We start from the raw sequence: 19,257 nt of genomic DNA on the forward strand, positions 1-19,257 counted from the left end.
CGGCCGGAGCCGCCAGGGCCGCCGGGGCGGCCCTGGCCGGGACGGCCACCGCCGCCGCCGGCCGGACGGCCGCGGCCGCCGGGGGCGCCCACGCCGATGACCATGCGGCCCAGCACGATCGGCTCGGCCTTCTCGCCGGCCGGGGGCTCGAAGCCGGGCACCGTCTCGCGCGGGATGCTGCGCTTGATCAGCTTCTCGATGTCGCGCAGGAACAGCTCCTCGTCAGCGCAGACCAGGCTCACCGCCTCGCCCTGCGCGCCGGCGCGGCCGGTGCGGCCGATGCGGTGCACGTAGTCCTCGGGGACGTTGGGCAGCTCGTAGTTGACGACGTGGGGCAGCTGGTCGATGTCGATGCCGCGCGCGGCGATGTCGGTGGCCACCAGCACCTGCAGCGTGCCGGCCTTGAACTCGGCCAGCGCCTTGGTGCGCGCGCCCTGGCTCTTGTTGCCGTGGATGGCCATGGCGCTGATGCCGACGTCGTTGAGGTGGTCGGCCAGGCGGTTGGCGCCGTGCTTCATGCGCGTGAACACCAGCACCTGGTGCCAGTCGCCGCTGCGGATGAGGTGCGCCAGCAGCGCCTTCTTGCCGTCGCGGCCCACGGGGTGAACCTTCTGCGCGATGGTCTCGGCCGTGGCGTTGCGCCGGGCCACCTCGATCAGCTCGGGCTTGTTGAGCAGCCGCTCGGCCAGCGCCTTGATGTCGTCGCTGAAGGTGGCGCTGAACAGCAGGCTCTGCTTCTGCGCCGGCACGATGGCCAGCACCTTCTTGATGTCGTGGATGAAGCCCATGTCGAGCATGCGGTCGGCTTCGTCGAGCACGAAGATCTCCACCTTGCTCAGGTCCAGCGTGCCCTGCTGGTGGTGATCCAGCAGCCGGCCCGGCGTGGCCACCAGGATGTCCACGCCGCGCTTGAGGCGGTCGATCTGCGGCTGCATGCCCACGCCGCCGAACATCACCATGCTCGTGAGCTTGAGGTACTTGCCGTAGGTCTTGACGCTTTCCTCGACCTGCGCGGCCAGCTCGCGGGTCGGCGTCAGGATCAGGGCGCGGATGGGCATGCGGCCGCGCGCGTCGCGGGTCGCCGGCTGCGCCGCCAGGCGATGCAGCATCGGCAGGGTGAAACCGGCGGTCTTGCCGGTGCCGGTCTGGGCGCCGGCGAGCAGGTCGCCGCCGCGCAGCACGGCGGGAATGGCTTGCGCCTGGATCGGGGTGGGCGTTTCGTAACCCTGTTCGCGCACGGCGCGCAGCAGGGGCTCGGCCAGGCCGAGGTCTTGGAAGTTCATGCAGAAGGCCCCGGCGTAAGGGGCACTGGGCGCGCCTGCTGCCGCTGCCGGGGGCAGGGCACCAGTCGGAGGCGGCACAAGGAGGGAGAGTGTCCGAAACGACTGCAGCGCCATGACTGGAAGCGGCACCGCTGAGGGGGATTGTAGTGAGCGGGCGCTCGTGGCCCCGGACACGGCCGCCAATGGCGTGCCAAACGGCCGGGTTTGCGGCGAGCGGCGACAATCACGGATTCGGCCGGCCGCTTTTTCCCCAGCGCGCGCGGCCATCCTCCAGTCACCCTGCGAAGAAAAGCCCATGGCCCAGTACGTCTTCACGATGAACCGCGTCACCAAGACGGTTCCCCCCAAGCGCCAGATCCTCAAGGAGGTCTCGCTGTCCTTCTTCCCCGGCGCCAAGATCGGCGTGCTGGGCCTCAACGGCTCGGGCAAGTCCACGCTGCTCAAGATCATGGCGGGCCTGGACAAGGAGATCGACGGCGAGGCGACGCCCATGCCCGGCATCAACATCGGCTACCTGCCCCAGGAGCCGCAGATCGATGCGGCGCTGACCGTGCGCGAGGCGGTGGAGCAGGGCATCGGCGGCGTGCTGGAGGCCAAGAAGCGGCTCGACGAGGTCTATGCCGCCTACGCCGAGCCCGATGCCGACTTCGACAAGCTCGCCGCCGAGCAGGCCGAGCTGGAGGCCGTCATCGCCGCGGCCGGCAGCGAGAACACCGAGCACCTGCTGGAGATCGCCGCCGACGCGCTGCGCCTGCCGCCCTGGGACGCCACCATCGGCAACCTCTCCGGCGGCGAGAAGCGCCGCGTGGCGCTGTGCCGGCTGCTGCTCTCGAAGCCCGACATGCTGCTGCTCGACGAGCCGACCAACCACCTCGACGCCGAGTCGGTGGAGTGGCTGGAGCAGTTCCTGCAGCGCTTCGGCGGCACCGTGGTGGCCATCACCCACGACCGCTACTTCCTCGACAACGCCGCCGAGTGGATCCTGGAGCTCGACCGCGGCCACGGCATTCCCTGGAAGGGCAACTACTCCGACTGGCTCGACCAGAAGGAAAAGCGCCTGGAGCAGGAGCAGAAGACCGAAGACGCGCGCATGAAGGCCATGAAGCAGGAGCTGGAGTGGGTGCGCAAGAACGCCAAGGGCCGCCAGGCCAAGAGCAAGGCGCGCCTGGCCCGCTTCGAGGAACTGAGCGACGTCGAATACCAGAAGCGCAACGAGACCAACGAGATCTTCATTCCCGTGGCCGAGCGCCTGGGCAACGAGGTCATCGAGTTCAAGAACGTCTCGAAGTCCTTCGGCGACCGGCTGCTCATCGACAACCTGAGCTTCAAGGTGCCCGCGGGCGCCATCGTCGGCATCATCGGCCCCAACGGCGCGGGCAAGTCCACGCTGTTCCGGCTGATCCAGGGCGTGGAGCAGCCCGACGCGGGCGAGGTGAGCATCGGCAAGACCGCCCGGCTCGCCTTCGTGGACCAGAGCCGCGAAGGCCTGGCCGGCGACAAGACGGTGTGGGAAGACGTCTCCGGCGGCCTGGACAACATCGTGGTGGGCAAGTTCGTGATGCCCTCGCGCGCCTACATCGGCCGCTTCAACTTCAAGGGCAACGACCAGCAGAAGCTGGTCAAGAACCTCTCCGGCGGCGAGCGCGGCCGGCTGCACCTGGCCAAGACGCTGGCCCAGGGCGGCAACGTGCTGATGCTCGACGAACCGTCCAACGACCTGGACGTCGAGACCCTGCGCGCGCTGGAAGACGCGCTGCTGGAATTCGCCGGCAGCGCCATGGTCATCAGCCACGACCGCTGGTTCCTGGACCGCATCTGCACCCACATCCTGGCCGCCGAGGGCGACAGCCAGTGGTACTTCTACGACGGCAACTACCAGGAGTACGAGGCCGACAAGAAGCGCCGCCTGGGCGAGGAGGGCGCGCGTCCGCACCGCCTGCGCTTCAAGGCGCTGAAGTAATCGTTCGAGGCGCGGGCGTCCCGCCCGGGATTGCCCGCGCCGGCGTGAACGAATCCGCACCCGGCGCCCGCCGGCGCGGAACCCGGACGGCCCGGGCAATGTCCCTGTCGCGTGGCGCCTCGGGCCGGGCTCCCTAGCATCGGACACGGCGCCTTCTCCTCCAGCCGTTCCTGACGCGATGCCGCTCCTCCCCCGCCTGATCGCCCCCGCGCTGCTGCCGCTGCTGCTGGCCGGCTGCGCCTCGACGCAGATGCCGCAGTTCCTGCAGGCCATCCTGCCGTCGTCCTCAACCCCTTCCGGCGAGCTCTCGGCCCGGCCGCCCGGCGCGCCGCTGGCCACCGCGCCGGCCACGCCGCCCGGCGCGCTGCCGACCTTCGCCACGGTCACCCGCGGCGCCAAGCGCATCGACGGGCTGATCCCGCTGTGGCAGAAGGACGAGAAGGTCTGGCTGGAGCTCGATCCCGAGGACTTCAGCCGCCCGTACTTCCTCGCCCCGAAGATCGCCCAGGGCATCGGCGAGGGCGGCGTGCTGGGCGGGCTGATGGTGCAGCGCAACGGCAAGGTGGGCCGGGCGCAGATCGTCGAGTTCCGCCGCGTGCACAACCAGGTGCAGATGGTGGCGAAGAACCCCGAGTACGTCGCCCGCAGCGGCACGCCGCAGGCGCGCGCGGTGGAGGCCGGCTTCGCGCAGAGCCTGCTGGCCAGCTCCAGCGTCGCCAGCCAGCCGCACCCGGAGCGCAAGAGCGTGCTGGTGGAGGCCAACCCGCTGTTCCTGGTGGACCTGCTGGGGCTGTCGCAGTCGCTGCAGCGCGCCTACCGCCAGGGCTACGCGCTCGACGGCCGCCACACGAGCTTCACCAGCGTGCGCAGCACGCCGGAGCAGGTCGTCTTCAACGTGCAGGCGCATTTCGCCACCGCGACCATCGCCGCGTCCACGCCGGGCGCGCCTCCCGGCGCGCCGCAGCCCAGCGCACCCGACACGCTGCCCGACGCGCGCAGCATGTTCATCGGCCTGTACTACTCGCTGGCGAAGCTGCCCGACGTGCCGATGGCGCCGCGCAAGGCCGACCCGCGCATCGGCCACTTCACGAGCGTGGTGCAGGACTTCAGCGACGACCTGGCGCGCACGCCGCGCCAGCGCTTCATCAACCGCTGGCGCCTGGAGAAGAAGGACCCGGCCGCGCCCCTGTCCGAGCCGGTGCGGCCCATCACCTTCTGGATCGACCGCACCATTCCCGAGAAGTACCGCGAGGCCATCTCGCGCGGCATCCTGGCCTGGAACGCCGCCTTCGAGCCGCTGGGCTTCAAGGACGCCATCCGCGTGCAGGTGCAGCCCGAAGGCGCGGACTTCGACACCTACGACGTGGGCATCCCGTCGGTGCGCTGGATGACCAATGCCGAGGCCAGCTTCGGCGCCATCGGCCCGGTGCAGGTCGATCCGCGCACCGGCGAGATCCTGGACGCCGACATCAGCTTCGAGAGCCTGTCCTCGCGCGCCATCCGCACGCTGCGCGCGCAGGTGCTGAGCTCCAGGCTGAGCCTGGGCGACTGGCCGCAGCTGATGCAGGCCGGCCCGGGCGTGGCGGCCGAGGCCGCCGCGTCGGCAGGCACGGCCCGCGCCGCGGCGGACGCCGCGCCCACCGCGCTGTCGCACGCCCACGCCCACGCCGCAGGCGAGGCCTGCCAGCACGCCGAGGTCGCGGGCGAGCAGCTGGGCTACGCGCTGGACCTGATGGAGGCGCGCGGCGAGCTCGACCCGGACGGCCCCGAGGCGCAGCAGTTCGTGCTCGACTACCTCACCGACACCACCATGCACGAGGTCGGCCACACGCTGGGGCTGCGCCACAACTTCCGTGCCTCGCGCCTGTACAGCGACGCGCAGATCTCCGACCCCGAGTTCACCCGCCGCAACAGCCTGTCCGGCTCGGTCATGGAGTACGCGCCGATCAACCTGCCGCGCGCCGGGCAGAAGGGCGGCACGCCGTTCCAGACCCGGCTCGGCCCCTACGACATCTGGGCCATCGAGTACGCCTACCGCACCTTCCCGCCCGGCACGACGCCGCAGCAGGAGGCGGCGGCGCTGGCGAAGATCGCCGCGCGCAGCAGCGAGCCGGCGCTGGCCTTCGGCACCGACGAGGACAACTACCTCGGCGTCGATCCCGAGACGCTGATGTTCGACCTGGGCAGCGACGTGCTCGACTTCGCGCGCAAGCGCATGGACATCGCGCGCGAGCTGCTGCAGCACCTGGAGACGCGCACGCTGCGCGGCGACGAGGACTACGCCGTGCTGCGCCGCGCGGTGGTGTACGCGGTGCGCGACGCCGCGCGCGCGGCCGGGCTGGCGACGCGGCAGATCGGCGGCGTGCGCACGCTGCGCGACTTTCCCGGCAGCGGGCGCGACCCGCTGCAGCCGGTGCCCGCGGCCACGCAGCGCGCGGCGCTGGACCTGCTGATGGCGCAGGTGCTGTCCCCCGAGGGCTTGCGCATCTCGCCGGCGCTGCAGCGGCGCCTGGCGCCGGACTACCAGGAGCGCGGCGAGGCGCTGAGCGCCGGGGCCGGGCCGGTGTCCACCGACTTCGCGATCGGGCCCATGCTCACCGGCATGCAGCGCGCGCTGCTGGCGCAGCTCATGAGCGACGAGCTGGCGCAGCGGCTGCTCGACAGCGAAGGCAAGTTCGCGCGCACCCAGGACGCGTTCCGCCTCTCCGAGCTCTACGGCCGGCTCACGCGCGAGGTGTGGCGCGACCTGACGGCCCGGGGCGACATCCCGGGGCCGCGGCGCGAGCTGCAGCGCGAGCACGTCAACCGGCTGGCGCAGCTGCTGGTGCGGCCGCAGGCGCAGTCGCGGGCCGACGCGCGCGCGCTGGTGCGCGCCGAGGCCGTGGCGCTGTTGCCGCGCATCCAGGCCGCGGCCCGGAGAGGGGACCTGAGCCCCGAGGCGCGCGCGCACCTGCTGGACAGCGCCGACACGCTGCAGGCGGCGCTGTCGGCACGGCTGGAGCGGGCGGGGGCGTGAGAGGGCGCGAGAGGGCGGTGGCCCGGTCCGGCCGGGCCGCCCGAAGTCAGAACTGCATCCGGTAATAGACCACCGGCCCGCCGCGGCGGATGCGCATGGACAGCTTGGAATCGCTGCTGAGCTGCACCCCCAGCGCGCCGTTCTCGCTCAGCGAGGCCGTGCTGCGCGGCGCGACGAACTGCAGCTCGATGCGCGTGCTCACCAGCGTCGGGGCGGGCCCGGCACCGGGCGTGTCGGCCGGGCCGGCATCGGCGCCGAGGCTGCGCCAGGCGGAGAGGTCCAGGCGCTGGTTGTTGTCCAGCGGCGAGCGCCAGCGCACCCCGACTTCCGGCTGCGGGACGCTGTTGCCGTCACGGCGGGCTCCCAGCGCCATGCCCCAGGCGCCGCCCGGCACCGTGGCCCAGCGCACCAGCTCCACCCGGCCCTGGGTCTGCTGCTCCAGGCTGCGGCCCTGGGGGTGGGGAAGCGTGGTGCTGGCCAGCGCGTAGCTCACGCCGGCGCCGGCTTCGCGCTCCTGGGCGGATGCGCCGGCGGCCGCCAGCAGCAGGGCCAGCAGCGCCGGCATGGGCCGGCGGCAAGCGGTTCGACAGATACGGCAACGAGGTTTCAGCGGCTGCTTGTCCATGGCGGCGTGCCCTCAAAGCTCCACACCAGTGTGGGCCCCCTTTCGGGTGACGGCCACCGGCACTGCCCGTACCCAGGACCGCCGCAGCGCCGGACATGCCCCGTGACTGGAGGGGGATTTCGCTCCCGAAACGGGCTGAAACCGATTTTCCGGCGCCGTGCCTACAGCGGCGCCGTGCGCGCCAGCAGCCAGGTCAGCGCGTCGCCCTGCACGCGCGGCGCCAGGCGAGCGCGCACCGTGGCGTGGTAGGCATCGAGCCAGGCGACCTCGTCGGGGCGCAGCAGCGCGCGGTCGATGCAGCGGGCATCGATCGGGCAGAGGGTGAGCGTCTCGAACTCCAGCATCTCGCCGAAGGCGCCGCCCTCGGCCGTGTCGGCCGGGACGTTGAGCACCAGGTTCTCGATGCGCACGCCCCAGCGCCCGCTGCGGTACACGCCGGGCTCGATGGAGGTGATCATCCCCGGCTCCATGGCCATGGTCGCGTCCGGCACGGCCTTGCTGATGCTCTGCGGTCCCTCGTGCACGTTGAGGAAGTAGCCCACGCCGTGCCCGGTGCCGTGGCCGAAGTCGATGCCCTCGCTCCACAGCGGCGCGCGGGCGATCGCATCGAGCATCGGGCTGAGCGTGCCGCGCGGAAAGCGCGCGCGCGACAGCGCCATCGTGCCCTTGAGCACCAGCGTGTAGTCGCGCTTCATGGCGGCGCCGGGCTCGCCGATGGCCCACACGCGCGTGATGTCGGTGGTGCCGCCCAGGTACTGGCCGCCGGAGTCGATCAGCAGCAGCCCGTCGCCGCGGATCTCGGCGTGCGACCCGGCCGTGGCGCGGTAGTGCGGCATGGCGCCGTTGGCATTGAAGCCGGCAATCACCGGGAAGCTCAGGCCCACGAAATTGGCCCGCTTGGCGCGCTCGGCGCTGAGCCACTCGTCCACCGTCAGCTCGGTCAGGCGCTCGCCGGCGGCCAGTGCCTGCTCGAAACGGGCGTAGAAGGCGCACATGGCGGCGCCGTCCTCGGCCATGGCCTCGCGCACGTGCGCGGCCTCCTCAACCGTCTTGCGGCTCTTGAGCAGCGTGCTGGGATTGATGGCCTCGACCACGCGGCAGCGCAGCCGCTCGCGAAAGGCCAGCGTCACCCGCTTGGGGTCGAGCAGCAGCACGCTGTCGGCAGGGATGTCGGCCAGCGCCGCGGCCGCGCCAGCGTAGGGCGCCAGGCGCACGCCGTCGGCTTCCAGCCGCGCGCGCAGCGCCGCACTGACCTTGCCCTCGCCGATGAAGAGCGTGGCCTGCCGCGCGTCGAGCAGCAGGTGCGCGAGGAAGACGGGGTTGTAGTCCACGTCCGCGCCGCGCAGGTTGAGCAGCCAGGCCACGTCGTCCACGCTGGAGACGAAGTGGAAAGCCGCCCCGCGCGCGGCCATGGCGGCGCGCACCTCGGCCAGCTTGTCGGCCCGGGACACGACGGCATGGGGCGGCAGGTGCTCGAACACGGCGGCGGCGGGCAGCGCGGGGCGCTCCGGCCAGACGGCGTCGAGCGGATCGAGGTCGGTGCGCAACGCAATGCCCGCCGGCTCCAGCGCCTGGCGCAGCGCCTGCGCCGTGGCCAGGCCCAGCACGCTGCCGTCGGCCGCGAGCACGGCGCCGCGCGGCAGGGCCTGGATGAGCCAGTCGGCGACGTGGGCGATGGCGCCGGTGGGAATCTTCACCAGCTCGATGCCGCTGCCGGCGAGCTCGCGCTCGGCCTGGTCCCAGTAGCGGCTGTCGGCGAACAGCGCGGCCTGGTCGCGCGCCACGGCCAGCGTGCCCATCGAGCCGGTGAAGCCCGAGAGCCACTGCCGGCCCTGCCAGCGCTCGGGCAGGTACTCGGAGAGGTGCGGGTCGCTGGAGGGCACCAGCAGCGCGTCCAGCGCGCGCTCCTGCAGCGCGGCGCGCAGGCGTTGCAGGCGGGGGGCGGCGAGGGCTTGGTCCATGGAAAGTCGTCCTTGAGAAGCTGTCGCCGGACATTGTGACCACCGCGCCGCCGCCCCCGGCCGCCGCGGGGCCGGCGCGGTGGCGCGGCGTCAGAGCATCGCGTCCAGGCGCAGCAGCACGGCCAGGCCCAGCAGCACGAAGATGGCCGCGGCCACGCGGTGGATGGCGGCGATGGGCAGCCGGCGCGTCACGCGTTCGCCCAGCAGCACGGCCGGGACGTTGGCCACCATCATGCCCAGCGTGGTGCCGACCACCACCCAGGCAAAGGCATCGAACTGCGCCGCCAGCGCCACGGTGGCGATCTGCGTCTTGTCGCCCATCTCGGCCAGGAAGAACGCCACCAGCGTGGTGCCGAACACGCCGAAGTGGCCGCGCGGGCTGTCGTTTTCGTCGAGCTTGTCGGGAATGAGCATCCAGCCGGCCATGGCCAGGAAGCCCAGGCCCAGGATCCAGCGCATGACCTCCGGGCCCAGCCAGTCGGTGAGCCAGGTGCCCAGTGCGCCCGCGCCGGCGTGGTTGAAGAGCGTGGCGACCAGGATGCCCAGGATGATCGGGACGGGGCGCTTGAAGCGCGCGGCCAGCAGCAGCGACAGCAGCTGCGTCTTGTCGCCCATCTCGGCGAGGGCCACGATGCCGGTGGAAATGAGGAAGGCTTCCAAAACAGGGTTCTCCGGCCGGCAAGTGCACACCATTGACCGCGCGCCTCCCCGGCCATTTCCGGAGGCACAGCGGTCAAAGGTCTCGCCAAGCTGAAACACGAACCACCGGCGCCATGTCCGCTCAAGGCGGCGGACAAGTCTGTTGACGCAGGTCCCTCTCACGTTCGGAGGGCGGCTACTCCCCAATGACGGGCGCGATTGTAAGGGTTGACCCGGAGTCCCCGGTTTGACGGGGCGCAGCCTGGTTCCAGGATGTGGCGCGGGCGCCCCGCCGGGTGCCTGGCTTCAGCAGCCCGGCAGCGGCGCCAGCCCGTGGCGCAGCCGCGCGCGGTGGCAGGCGTCGTCGGGCCGGCCCAGCGGCGCGAGCTCGCCGAACTCGCGGCAGGGCGAGGGGCGCCACTCGTGGATGCCGCAGCGCACGCTGACGCCCACCGTGCCGGAGAGCGCCGCGCAGCGCGGCCGGGCGTGGTCGGTGCCGCGCATGCGGCAGGTGAAGTCGTTGACCTCCACCGCCAGGCCGTCGGGCACGCAGCCGCCTTCGCTTTGCAGCTCCTCGCGCGCGAAATCGACGCGGAAGCTCGCGCAGCAGGCGCCGCAGCGCGTGCAGGCGTTGTCGGTGTCGGAGGGAAGGGCGGGGGCGCTGCTCATGGCGCGCATGGTGCCGCAGCGCGCGGGCGTGGCCGCGTGCAGCGCGTCACGCCTGCGGCGTGGGCGCGCGCACCACGGTGACGGTGCACTCGCTTTGCGCCACCACCTGGGACGAGACGCTGCCGAGGTAGCGGCGCAGCGCCGAGTTGCCGCGCGCGCCCATGACGATGTGGTCCACCTGGGTGCGCTGCGCGAAGTCGATGATGGCCGCGGCCGGGTCCGGCGCCTCCAGCACGTGGAAGGTCAGCCGCCCGTGGCCCAGGTCCAGCGCCTGCGAGATCGGGCGCGCCCAGTGCTTCAGGCCCACGAGCTGGCGCACGTGGTGGCTGCGGCCCTGGTCGTCGACCAGCTCGTCCATGCCGATGCGCGCGATGCGCATGACGCTGACGCAGGCCAGCCGCGCGCCGGGCTCGGTGGAGAGGATGCGGCGCACCGTCTCGCGCAGCTGCTCCAGCAGCGCCTCGCCGGCGTTGTCCACGTCCACGGCGGCCATCACGATCGGGTTGCGCGCCACCTGCTCGCCGGCGCTGACGCTGGCGCGCGGCTCGCTGCCCACCGAGGCCAGCCAGCGCCGCAGCGTGCGCCAGCGCCCGGCCGTGCCGGCCTTGTGCGCGCGCTCGGTCAGCTCGACCTGGTCGGGCTCCTGCAGCGCCAGCGCCAGCTGCGCCGCGCTGGGCCAGCGCGCGTCGGGGTCCACCTCCAGGCAGCGCAGGATCACCTCCTGCAGCCACGGCGGCATGTCCGCCCGCAGGGCGCGCGGCGGCACCGGCTCGGTGTAGAGGCGCCGGCGCAGCCCCGCGACGCTGGTGGGCTGGCCGAAGGGGCGCTCGCCGGTGGCCAGGTGGTAGAGCATCACGCCCAGCGCGAAGAGGTCGCTGCGCGGGTCGTTGCGCACGAACTGCACCTGTTCCGGCGACATGTAGGGCCCGGTGCCGATGGGCAGCGTGAACTCCTCGTCGAGCAGGTCGGGCAGGTGGTCGTGGCGCGAGAGGCCGTAGTCCACCAGCACGGCGTTGCCATCGGGGCGGAACAGGATGTTGCTCGGCTTCACGTCGAGGTGGATGACGTGCTGGCGGTGCAGGTCGTGCAGCGCGGTGGCGACGCGGATGCCCACGTCGATGACCTCGGCCAGCGGCAGCGGCGCGGCGTCCAGGCGCGGGCGCAGCGTCTCGCCGGGGATGTGCTCCATGACGACGTGGGGCTGGCGCGCGAAGTCGCCCTTGGCGATGAAGCGCGGCACGTGCACGCCGGCGAGCATCGGCATGATCATCATCTCGACCTCGAAGCCGACGATGGTGGCCGGGTCCTCGCCGCCCTTGATGCGCGGCACCTTCATGATCAGCGGCAGCCGGTGCGCCGGGTGCGTCACGCGCCACAGGTGCGCCATGCCGCCCTGGTGCAGGAGTTCCTGCAAAGTGAAACCGTCGATGACGCGGCCCGGGCGCAGCGGCGTATGCGCGTCGGTGGTGGCGGCCTCGGCGGCGGCGCGGGCGTCAGCGTCCATCGTGCAGGCGCTGCGCGAACTCCGGTGGCAGCCCGGCGGCCAGGATCTTGGCGGCCGCGGTCTCGTGGTCGTAGGGCACGCGGTGGAAGGTCAGCGTCATGGCGTCCTCGTCGAAGAGCGCCCAGGCCGCGGCCGGGTTGCCGTCGCGCGGCTGGCCGCAGGCGCCGGGAATGGCCAGCCACTGCCGGTGCGCCGGCACCGGAATCGGCACGCCGGGCACGGGCGTGAAGTCGCCCGCCTTGCCCGTGCCCGACAGGTTGTAGAGCATGGGCAGGTGCATGTGGCCGCAGAAGACGTGGCGCGCCTCGGTGGCCTGCAGGCTGCGCACCGCCTCGCCGCGGCCGATCACGTACTCCCACTGCGCCGGGTCATGGGCGTTGGCGTGCACGAACAGCGCCGAAGCGCGCTGCTGCGACAGGGGCAGCCGGGCCAGGAAATCGAGCTGCGCGGCGTCGAGCCGGCCGCGCGTCCACTCCACCGCCTGGCGCGCCGTGGGGCGCATGCTGGGCTGCGCGCCGCGCACGGTGGCGGCGTCGTGGTTGCCCTGCACGGCGATGGCGCCCTGCGCGGCCAGGGCGCGCACCTGGTCCACCACCCAGGCCGGGTCGGCGCCGTAGCCCACGAAGTCGCCCAGCAGGGCGAACTGCTGCGCGCCGTGGCCGCGCGCATGGGCCAGCACTTCCTCCAGCGCCTCGCGGTTGGCGTGCAGGTCGGTGATCAGGGCGAGTTTCATCGGGCGGGTGCGGGAACGGGGCCGGACATGCTGCACCGCGAGGCTTACCCCGGGCTGCCGCGTGGGCCCGGGCCCAGGGCCGGCGGCGGCAGCGCCCGGGACAGGCGTGTCAGCCGATGCGGCCCAGCAGCAAGTACTCCATGAGCGCCTTCTGCACGTGCATGCGGTTCTCGGCCTCGTCCCAGACCACCGACTGCGGGCCGTCGATGACGTCGGCCGTCACTTCCTCGCCGCGGTGCGCGGGCAGGCAGTGCATGAAGACGGCGTCGCCATGGGCGTGGGCCATCATGTCGGCGTCCACGCACCAGTCGGCGAAGGCGAGCTTGCGCTTCTCGTTCTCGGCCTCAAAGCCCATGCTGGTCCACACGTCGGTGGTCACCAGGTCGGCATTGCGGCAAGCCTCGCGCGGGTCGGCGAAGACCTTGTAGCAGGCGTCGTTCTTGATGCCGGCCACCGCCGGGTCGATCTCGTAGCCGCTGGGCGTGCTGACGTGGACCGTGAAGCCGAGCACCTCGGCGGCCTGCAGCCAGGTGTTGGCCATGTTGTTGCCGTCGCCCACCCAGGCCACCGTCTTCCCGACGATCGAGCCGCGGTGCTCGATGAAAGTAAAGATGTCGGCCAGGATCTGGCAGGGGTGGTACTCGTTGGTCAGGCCGTTGATGACGGGCACGCGCGAGTGCGCGGCAAAGGCCTCCAGCTTGGACTGCTCGAAGGTGCGGATCATCACCAGGTCCACCATGCGGCTGATGACGCGGGCGCTGTCCTCGATGGGCTCGCTGCGGCCGAGCTGGCTGTCGCCGGTGGTCAGGTGCACCACCGAGCCGCCCATCTGGTACATGCCGGCCTCGAAGCTCACGCGGGTGCGGGTGCTGGCCTTCTCGAAGATCATGGCCAGGGTGCGGTCGGCCAGCGGCTGGTACTTCTCGTAGTTCTTGAACCGCTTCTTGATGATGGCGGTGCGCTCCAGGAGGTACGTGTACTCCTCGGCGCGCAGGTCCTTGAACTGCAGGTAGTGCTTCATCAGGCTCATTCCGGGCTTCATGGCGCGGTGGTGGTTTCGGCGACGAACTGGTGCACCAGCGGACACAGGATCGCGGCGATCGCGTCGGCCTCGGCGCGGGTGAGGATCAGCGGCGGCACCAGGCGGATGACGCGGTCGGCCGTCACGCTCAGCAGCAGCCCGGCCTGCGCGGCGCGGCCGAGCAGCTCGCCGCAGGGGCGGTCGAGCTCGATGCCCAGCATCAGGCCCTGGCCGCGGATTTCGACCACGGCCTCCAGGCCGGCCAGGCCCTGCTCGAGCGCGGCGCGCAGGTGCGCACCCACGTCGGCGGCGTTCTGCAGCAGGCCGTCCTCTTCCATGATGCGCAGCGTCTCCAGCCCGGCGCGCATGGCCAGCGGGTTGCCGCCGAAGGTGGTGCCGTGGTTGCCCGGCTGCAGCACGCCCGCGGCGCGCGGGCCGCACACCACGGCGCCGACGGGCACGCCCGATCCCAGGCCCTTGGCCAGCGGCATCACGTCGGGCTGGATGCCGGCCCACTGGTGCGCGAACCACTTGCCGGTGCGTCCGATGCCGCACTGGACCTCGTCGAGCATCAGCAGCCACTGCTGCTGATCGCACAGCCGGCGCAGCCCCTGCAGGTATTCCCAGCGCGCCGGGTTGATGCCGCCTTCGCCCTGGATCGTCTCCAGGAACACGGCCACGACGTTGGGGCGCGAACGGGCGACTTCTTCCACGGCCGCCAGGTCGTTGAGCGGGATGCGAACGAAACCTTCGACCAGCGGGCCGAAGCCGGCCTGGACCTTGGGGTTGCCGGTGGCCGAGAGCGTGGCGATGGAGCGGCCGTGGAAAGCCTTCTCGTAGACGATGACCTCCGGCGCCTCGATGCCGCGGTCGTGGCCGTACTTGCGCGCGATCTTGAGCGCCGCCTCGTTGGCTTCGAGCCCGGAGTTGCAGAAGAAGGCGTTGGTCAGGCCCGAGAGCTGGGCGAGCCTGGCGCCGAGCTGCTCCTGCAGCGGCACGCGGTAGTAGTTCGAGCAGTGGATCAGCTTGGCGACCTGGTCCTGCAGCGCCGGCACGAGCTTCGGGTGCGCATGGCCCAGCGTGTTGACGGCGATGCCGCCCAGGCCGTCGAGGTATTCCTTGCCGTCGGTGTCCCACACCCTGCAGCCCTGGCCGTGCGACAGCGCGAAGGGCAGCCGGCCGTAGGTGTTCATCAGGGGCGACGGGGGGGTGGCATTCATCGGTGACAGGCTCCACGCAAAAGACGGTGGCCGGGCATGTCGGGGCGAGACATGGGCCGGCCACAAGCAGGGAATTCTAAGGTGCGGCCAGGGCGGGCCTTTTCCCGGGCAAAGCGCACGCCGGCACCGGCCGCGCGGCGTTTGCCCCGGCGAGTCAGGCAGGGGAAACCCGCAAGCAGGCACAATGCTGCCCGCGTTGCGCGGCCGACTGGGCTTCGCGCCCTTCCGGTAGTCGTCTGTCTGTCTCGAACCGCATGTCCAAACCCCGTGAAGTTTTCATCCAGGGGATCACCCTGCAGGGCCGCACGTTCCGGCCCAGCGACTGGGCCGAGCGCCTGGCGGGTGCCATGTCCTCGTTCCGTCCCGGCGGTGCACGCTCCGGCCCGGGCGCTCACATCGGCTACTCGCCGCTGTGCGTGCCGCGCGTGATCAACGGCGTCAAGTGCGTGATCGTGAGCGAGGCGCTCAAGGACGTGGACGTGCGCGCGTGGGACTTCGTCATGAACTTCGCGCGGGACAACGAGCTGCAGGTGGCCGAGGCCTGCCTGCTGCCCGAGCCGGCGGCCGCACCGGCGCCGGCTGCGAGCCCCGCCGCTGCTGCCGGCGCGCCGCAAAAGGCCGCGGCGGTGAAGCAGGAATGAGAGAACGTCGAGCGCGCAACCTGTTGCGGTGGCGCCTGTGCGGGCGTGGCCGGTGGCAGGGCACGGGGTCCTGCGCGAACCCCGCCTGAATCCACATGGCAAAGCAACAAGGCGCCCGCGGGCGCCTTCGTCATTGCATGGCCTCGCGCGCAGGCCGCGCGCGGCCATGAAAAAAGCCCGCTGGCGCGGGCTTTTTCACATCCCCCTGGGAACCTTCTGTCAGGCGGCGGCGCTGGAAGCCAGCGACAGGGCCTTGACCTTGGCGGCCAGGCGGCTCTTGTGGCGAGCAGCCTTGTTCTTGTGGAAGATGCCCTTGTCGGCGACGGAGTCGATCACGCTCTGGGCGGCCTTGAACACGTCGGCGGCCTTGGCGGCGTCACCGGTCGCGACGGCCTTCTGCACGTTCTTGACGGCAGTGCGGTACTTCGAACGCAGCGCGGTGTTGGCGGCGTTGAGCTTCACGTCCTGGCGCGCGCGCTTGCGGCCCGACGCGATGCGAACGGTCTTCTTCTTGGCTTTGGAAGAGGTAGCCATGCTGGTGTGGTGGGTCCAGGGTGGAAAGCCGGCGAGTATAGCATTTCCGGCGTGAAGGTTGAAAGGCCGAGCCGGGCGGCGGGGGTGGGCTTCCTATAATCGCCGGCTTTGCCGCTCTCGCCGTGGGCTCCTGTCGCGCCGGTTTCGCACCTGGTTGATGAGCGCGCCGCGGCCCGCCTCATGAACCTGCTCAAGGCCGCGTCCACCGTCTCCCTGCTCACGCTTGCCTCGCGCATCACGGGATTGCTGCGCGACCTGCTGCAGGCCTCGGTGTTCGGCGCCAGCGCGCTGACCGACGCCTTCAACGTCGCCTTCCGGATCCCGAACCTGCTGCGCCGCCTGGTGGGCGAGGGCGCGTTCTCGCAGGCCTTCGTGCCGCTGCTGGCCGCGGCGCACGAGCGCGACGGCGACGAGGCCACCCGGCGGCTGATCGACGCCGTGGCCACCGTGCTGCTGTGGACGCTGGTGGTGATCTGCATCGTGGGCATCGTCGGCGCGCCGGTGCTGGTGTGGCTCATGGGCGAGGGCCTGCGCGACAGCGGCGGCTACGAGCCGGCGGTGCTGATGACGCGCTGGATGTTTCCCTACATCGCCTGCATGTCGCTGGTGGCGCTGGCCGCGGGCATCCTCAACACCTGGCGCCGCTTCGTGGTGCCGGCGGCCACGCCGGTGCTGCTGAACCTGGCCTGGATCGCCGCGCTGGCGCTGGGCGTGCCGCTGTTCGAGCGGCTGGGCATCGAGCCCATCTACGCGCTGGCCGCGGGCGTGATGGTCGGCGGCGTGCTGCAGCTGGCAGTGCAGGTGCCGGCGCTGCGGCGCATCGGCGCGCTGCCGCGCTTCGGGCTGACGTGGCGGCGCTTTCGCGAGGCCTGGGCGCACGAGGGCGTGCACCACGTGCTGCGCAAGATGGCGCCGGCGCTGCTGGGCGTGTCGGTGGCGCAGATCTCCCAGCTCATCAACACCCAGATCGCCAGCCAGCTGGGCGCAGGTGCCGTCTCGCTGCTGACCTATGCCGACCGGCTGATGGAATTTCCCACCGCGCTGCTGGGCGTGGCGCTGGGCGTGGTGCTCACGCCGCAGCTCTCGGCCGCGCATGCGCGCAAGGACGAGGCCGCCTACTCCGCGCTGCTGGAGTGGGGCCTGCGCCAGCTGCTGCTGGTGGCGCTGCCCTGCGCGATGGCGCTGCTGGTGTTTGCCGAGCCGCTGGTGGCCACGCTCTACCAGCGCGGCGCCTTCGCCGCCGACCCGGACAACGTGCGCGGCGCGGCCGCGGCGGTGGTGGGCTACGGCGTGGGGCTGATGGGCATCGTCTCGATCCGCATCCTGGCGCCGGGCTACTTCGCGCGCCAGGACACGCGCACGCCGGTGCGCATCGCCGTGGGCGTGCTGGTGCTGACGCAGCTCTTCAACCTGGTGTTCGTGTTCGGCGCGGGCATGGGCATCGCGGGGCTGGCGCTGTCGACCAGCCTGGGTGCCCTGGTCAACGCCGGGGTGCTGCTGTTCCTGCTGTGGCGGCGTGGCCAGTGGCGGCCCGGCCCGGGCTGGATCCGCTACCTGATGCAGCTGGTGGCGGCCAGCGCCGCCATGGGCGCCGGGCTGTCCTGGCTCAACGACCACCTGGACTGGGCGCACATGCGCGAGCTCACGCGCATCGGCTGGATGGCCGCGGCGCTGGCCGGCGCGGCGGTGGTGTACTTCGGCACGCTGGCGCTGTCGGGGTTGCGGCTGAAGGCGTTGCTGCGCCGGGGCTGAGTGCCGCGCACTACACTCGCAGCGCATGAGCGGCGGCCTGCATTCCCGGCATTTCCAGCCTCCGACGGCGCTGGAGTATTTCGCAGCGCTCGTGGCCGACGACGCGAGCCTGTCGCTGTTCGAGGCCGCGGTGAGCGTGGCGCAGGACGACGACCCGCAGCTCGACGCCCAGGGCGTGCTGCACGAGGTCGATGCGCTGGCCGAGCGGCTGCGCCGGCGGCTGCCGGCCGACGCTGCGCCGATGTTCAAGCTGCGCAGCCTCAACCGCTACTTCTTCCAGGAGCTGGGCTTCGCGGGCAACGTCAACGACTACTACGACCCGGCCAACAGCTACCTGCACCGGGTGCTGGCCACGCGCCGGGGCATCCCGATCACGCTGGCGCTGCTCTACATCGAGCTGGCCGGCCACATCGGGCTGCAGGCACGCGGCATCTCGTTTCCCGGGCATTTCCTGGTCAAGCTGCACATGCCGCAGGGCGAGGTGGTGCTCGATCCGTTCAACGGCCGCTCGCTGTCGCGCGAGCAGCTCGACGAGCAGCTGCAGCCCTACCGGCGCCAGCAGGGGCTGGTGGGCGACTTCGAGGCGCCGCTGGAGCTGTTCCTGCAGGCCGCGCCGGCGCGCGAGGTGCTGGCGCGGCTGCTGCGCAACCTCAAGGAGATCCACCGCAGCGCCGGCGACTGGGTGCGGCTGCTGGCCGTGGAGCAGCGCCTGGTGATCCTGCTGCCGCAGGACTGGGAGGAGCGGCGCGACCGCGGCCTGTGCCACGCCGAGCTGGGCCAGTACGCCGCGGCCGCGCAGGACCTGGCGCAGTACCTGCGCCAGCGCCCGCAGGCGGCCGACGCGCCGGCGCTGACCGAGCGGCTGGAAGAGCTGCGCCGCCATGGCCAGCCGCGGCTGCACTGAAGCCTGAACCGGGGCCCGCCTACAATCCCGCCGCGTCCTGCCGCTGCGGCGGGCGCCTGCCTTGCCGGCGCGCGACACCGGCGGCCCGGCCGAGCCGGGCCCGGGCACCTACCCTGGATGAAACAGATTCCCTTGCCGATCGCCTTCGAGCGGGTGCCGAGCTTCGATGGCTTCGTGCCCGGCGCCAACGCGGCCGCCGTGCAGCACCTGCGCCGGCTCGGCCCGGCGTCGGGCGCGCTCGCGCCGCTGTACCTGTGGGGACCGCCCGGCAGCGGCAAGACGCACCTGCTGCAGGCGCTGGTGCACGAGCGCCAGGGCGCCGGCGAGCGCGTGGGCTGGTTCAACGCCACCGACCCGGTGCCGTGGGAGGTGGACGAGGGCTGGACGCTGCTGGTCATGGACGACTGCGACCGGCTCGACGAGCTGCACCAGCAGGCGGCGTTTGCCGCCTTCATCGACGCGGCGACTTTCCAGGTGCAGGTGGTGGCCGCGGGGCGGGTGCCGCCGGTGGACCTCACCGTGCGCGAGGACCTGCGCACGCGGCTGGCCTGGGGCGACGTGTTCGCGCTGCAGCCGCTGGCCGAGCGCGAGGCCCGCGCCACGCTGCGGCACGAGGCGCAGCGCCGCGGCATCGAGCTCTCGGACGACGTGGTGGACTACCTGCTCAACCACTTCGCGCGCGACCTGAAGCACCTCATGGCGCTGCTGGACCGGCTCGACGGCTTCGCGCTGGCGCAGCGCCGTGCCGTGACGGTGCCGCTGCTGCGCCGCATGCTGGCCGAGGAGGGCGCCTGA

General features: G+C 72.0%; 16 protein-coding genes and 1 riboswitch. Of the genes, 6 read left to right on the plus strand and 10 right to left on the minus strand.

What is annotated here, in order from left to right; genetic code table 11:
- Positions 1–1,283, minus strand: a 1,283-nt coding sequence (locus FJ694_RS12885) for a DEAD/DEAH box helicase (RefSeq protein WP_157267647.1), incomplete at its 3' end; no start/stop codon positions are given.
- A gap of 295 nt (positions 1,284–1,578) precedes the next feature.
- Here FJ694_RS12885 and ettA point away from each other — a divergent pair.
- Both ettA and FJ694_RS12895 read left to right on the plus strand, forming a co-directional pair.
- Positions 1,579–3,243 (plus strand): energy-dependent translational throttle protein EttA, encoded by a 1,665-nt coding sequence (ettA, locus tag FJ694_RS12890; RefSeq protein ID WP_157267648.1) that lies wholly within the window; start codon positions 1,579–1,581, stop codon positions 3,241–3,243.
- Between the two features lie 178 nt (positions 3,244–3,421).
- Complete coding sequence (locus tag FJ694_RS12895) at positions 3,422–6,259, plus strand: zinc-dependent metalloprotease (protein WP_157267649.1); 2,838 nt, start codon at positions 3,422–3,424, stop codon at positions 6,257–6,259.
- A 46-nt stretch (positions 6,260–6,305) separates the two neighbouring features.
- Here the strand turns inward: FJ694_RS12895 and FJ694_RS12900 are convergent, their stop codons facing one another.
- The 8 genes from FJ694_RS12900 to FJ694_RS12935 form a co-directional block, all read right to left on the minus strand.
- Positions 6,306–6,824 carry a hypothetical protein gene (locus tag FJ694_RS12900; protein ID WP_157267650.1) on the minus strand — a complete coding sequence of 173 codons (519 nt, stop codon included), beginning with the start codon at positions 6,822–6,824 and terminating at the stop codon, positions 6,306–6,308.
- Between the two features lie 221 nt (positions 6,825–7,045).
- The gene (locus FJ694_RS12905; protein WP_157267651.1) at positions 7,046–8,845 is read right to left on the minus strand and encodes an aminopeptidase P family protein; all 1,800 of its coding nucleotides are present in this window, start codon (positions 8,843–8,845) and stop codon (positions 7,046–7,048) included.
- A gap of 90 nt (positions 8,846–8,935) precedes the next feature.
- Positions 8,936–9,505 carry a TMEM165/GDT1 family protein gene (locus FJ694_RS12910; protein ID WP_157267652.1) on the minus strand — a complete coding sequence of 190 codons (570 nt, stop codon included), beginning with the start codon at positions 9,503–9,505 and terminating at the stop codon, positions 8,936–8,938.
- Positions 9,506–9,515: 10 nt separating this feature from the next.
- Positions 9,516–9,706: riboswitch (yybP-ykoY riboswitch) on the minus strand.
- Between the two features lie 84 nt (positions 9,707–9,790).
- Positions 9,791–10,153: a YkgJ family cysteine cluster protein gene (locus FJ694_RS12915; protein WP_157267653.1), complete on the minus strand. Its 363-nt coding sequence runs from the start codon at positions 10,151–10,153 to the stop codon at positions 9,791–9,793.
- A 46-nt stretch (positions 10,154–10,199) separates the two neighbouring features.
- On the minus strand, positions 10,200–11,657 hold the full coding sequence (locus tag FJ694_RS12920; RefSeq protein WP_157267654.1) for a serine/threonine protein kinase: 1,458 nt from the start codon (positions 11,655–11,657) through the stop codon (positions 10,200–10,202).
- On the minus strand, positions 11,647–12,390 hold the full coding sequence (locus FJ694_RS12925; protein WP_157267655.1) for a metallophosphoesterase family protein: 744 nt from the start codon (positions 12,388–12,390) through the stop codon (positions 11,647–11,649). Before FJ694_RS12925 ends, FJ694_RS12920 begins: the two co-directional genes overlap by 11 nt.
- 109 nt (positions 12,391–12,499) lie before the next feature.
- Positions 12,500–13,432 (minus strand): ornithine carbamoyltransferase, encoded by a 933-nt coding sequence (gene argF, locus FJ694_RS12930; RefSeq protein ID WP_157267656.1) that lies wholly within the window; start codon positions 13,430–13,432, stop codon positions 12,500–12,502.
- Positions 13,429–14,631, minus strand: a complete 1,203-nt coding sequence (locus FJ694_RS12935) for an aspartate aminotransferase family protein (protein WP_157267657.1) — start codon at positions 14,629–14,631, stop codon at positions 13,429–13,431. Before FJ694_RS12935 ends, argF begins: the two co-directional genes overlap by 4 nt.
- 254 nt (positions 14,632–14,885) lie before the next feature.
- On the opposite strand from FJ694_RS12935, the gene FJ694_RS12940 reads away from it, so the two are divergent.
- Positions 14,886–15,272 (plus strand): DUF3579 domain-containing protein, encoded by a 387-nt coding sequence (locus FJ694_RS12940; RefSeq protein ID WP_157267658.1) that lies wholly within the window; start codon positions 14,886–14,888, stop codon positions 15,270–15,272.
- Between the two features lie 219 nt (positions 15,273–15,491).
- On the opposite strand, the gene rpsT is transcribed toward FJ694_RS12940, so the two are convergent.
- Positions 15,492–15,806 (minus strand): 30S ribosomal protein S20, encoded by a 315-nt coding sequence (gene rpsT, locus FJ694_RS12945; protein ID WP_157267659.1) that lies wholly within the window; start codon positions 15,804–15,806, stop codon positions 15,492–15,494.
- 180 nt (positions 15,807–15,986) lie between these two features.
- Here rpsT and murJ point away from each other — a divergent pair, with 180 nt between their 5' ends.
- From murJ to hda, 3 genes are all read left to right on the plus strand, one after another.
- Positions 15,987–17,558 carry a murein biosynthesis integral membrane protein MurJ gene (gene murJ, locus FJ694_RS12950; protein ID WP_157267660.1) on the plus strand — a complete coding sequence of 524 codons (1,572 nt, stop codon included), beginning with the start codon at positions 15,987–15,989 and terminating at the stop codon, positions 17,556–17,558.
- A 25-nt stretch (positions 17,559–17,583) separates the two neighbouring features.
- A complete protein-coding gene (locus FJ694_RS12955; RefSeq protein ID WP_157267661.1) occupies positions 17,584–18,462 on the plus strand; it encodes a SirB1 family protein in 879 nt (292 codons plus the stop codon).
- A 117-nt stretch (positions 18,463–18,579) separates the two neighbouring features.
- Positions 18,580–19,257 carry a DnaA regulatory inactivator Hda gene (gene hda, locus FJ694_RS12960; RefSeq protein WP_157267662.1) on the plus strand — a complete coding sequence of 226 codons (678 nt, stop codon included), beginning with the start codon at positions 18,580–18,582 and terminating at the stop codon, positions 19,255–19,257.

The sequence above is a fragment of the Azohydromonas aeria genome (genome assembly GCF_009760915.1).
Taxonomy (GTDB): Bacteria; Pseudomonadota; Gammaproteobacteria; order Burkholderiales; family Burkholderiaceae_C; genus Azohydromonas; species Azohydromonas aeria.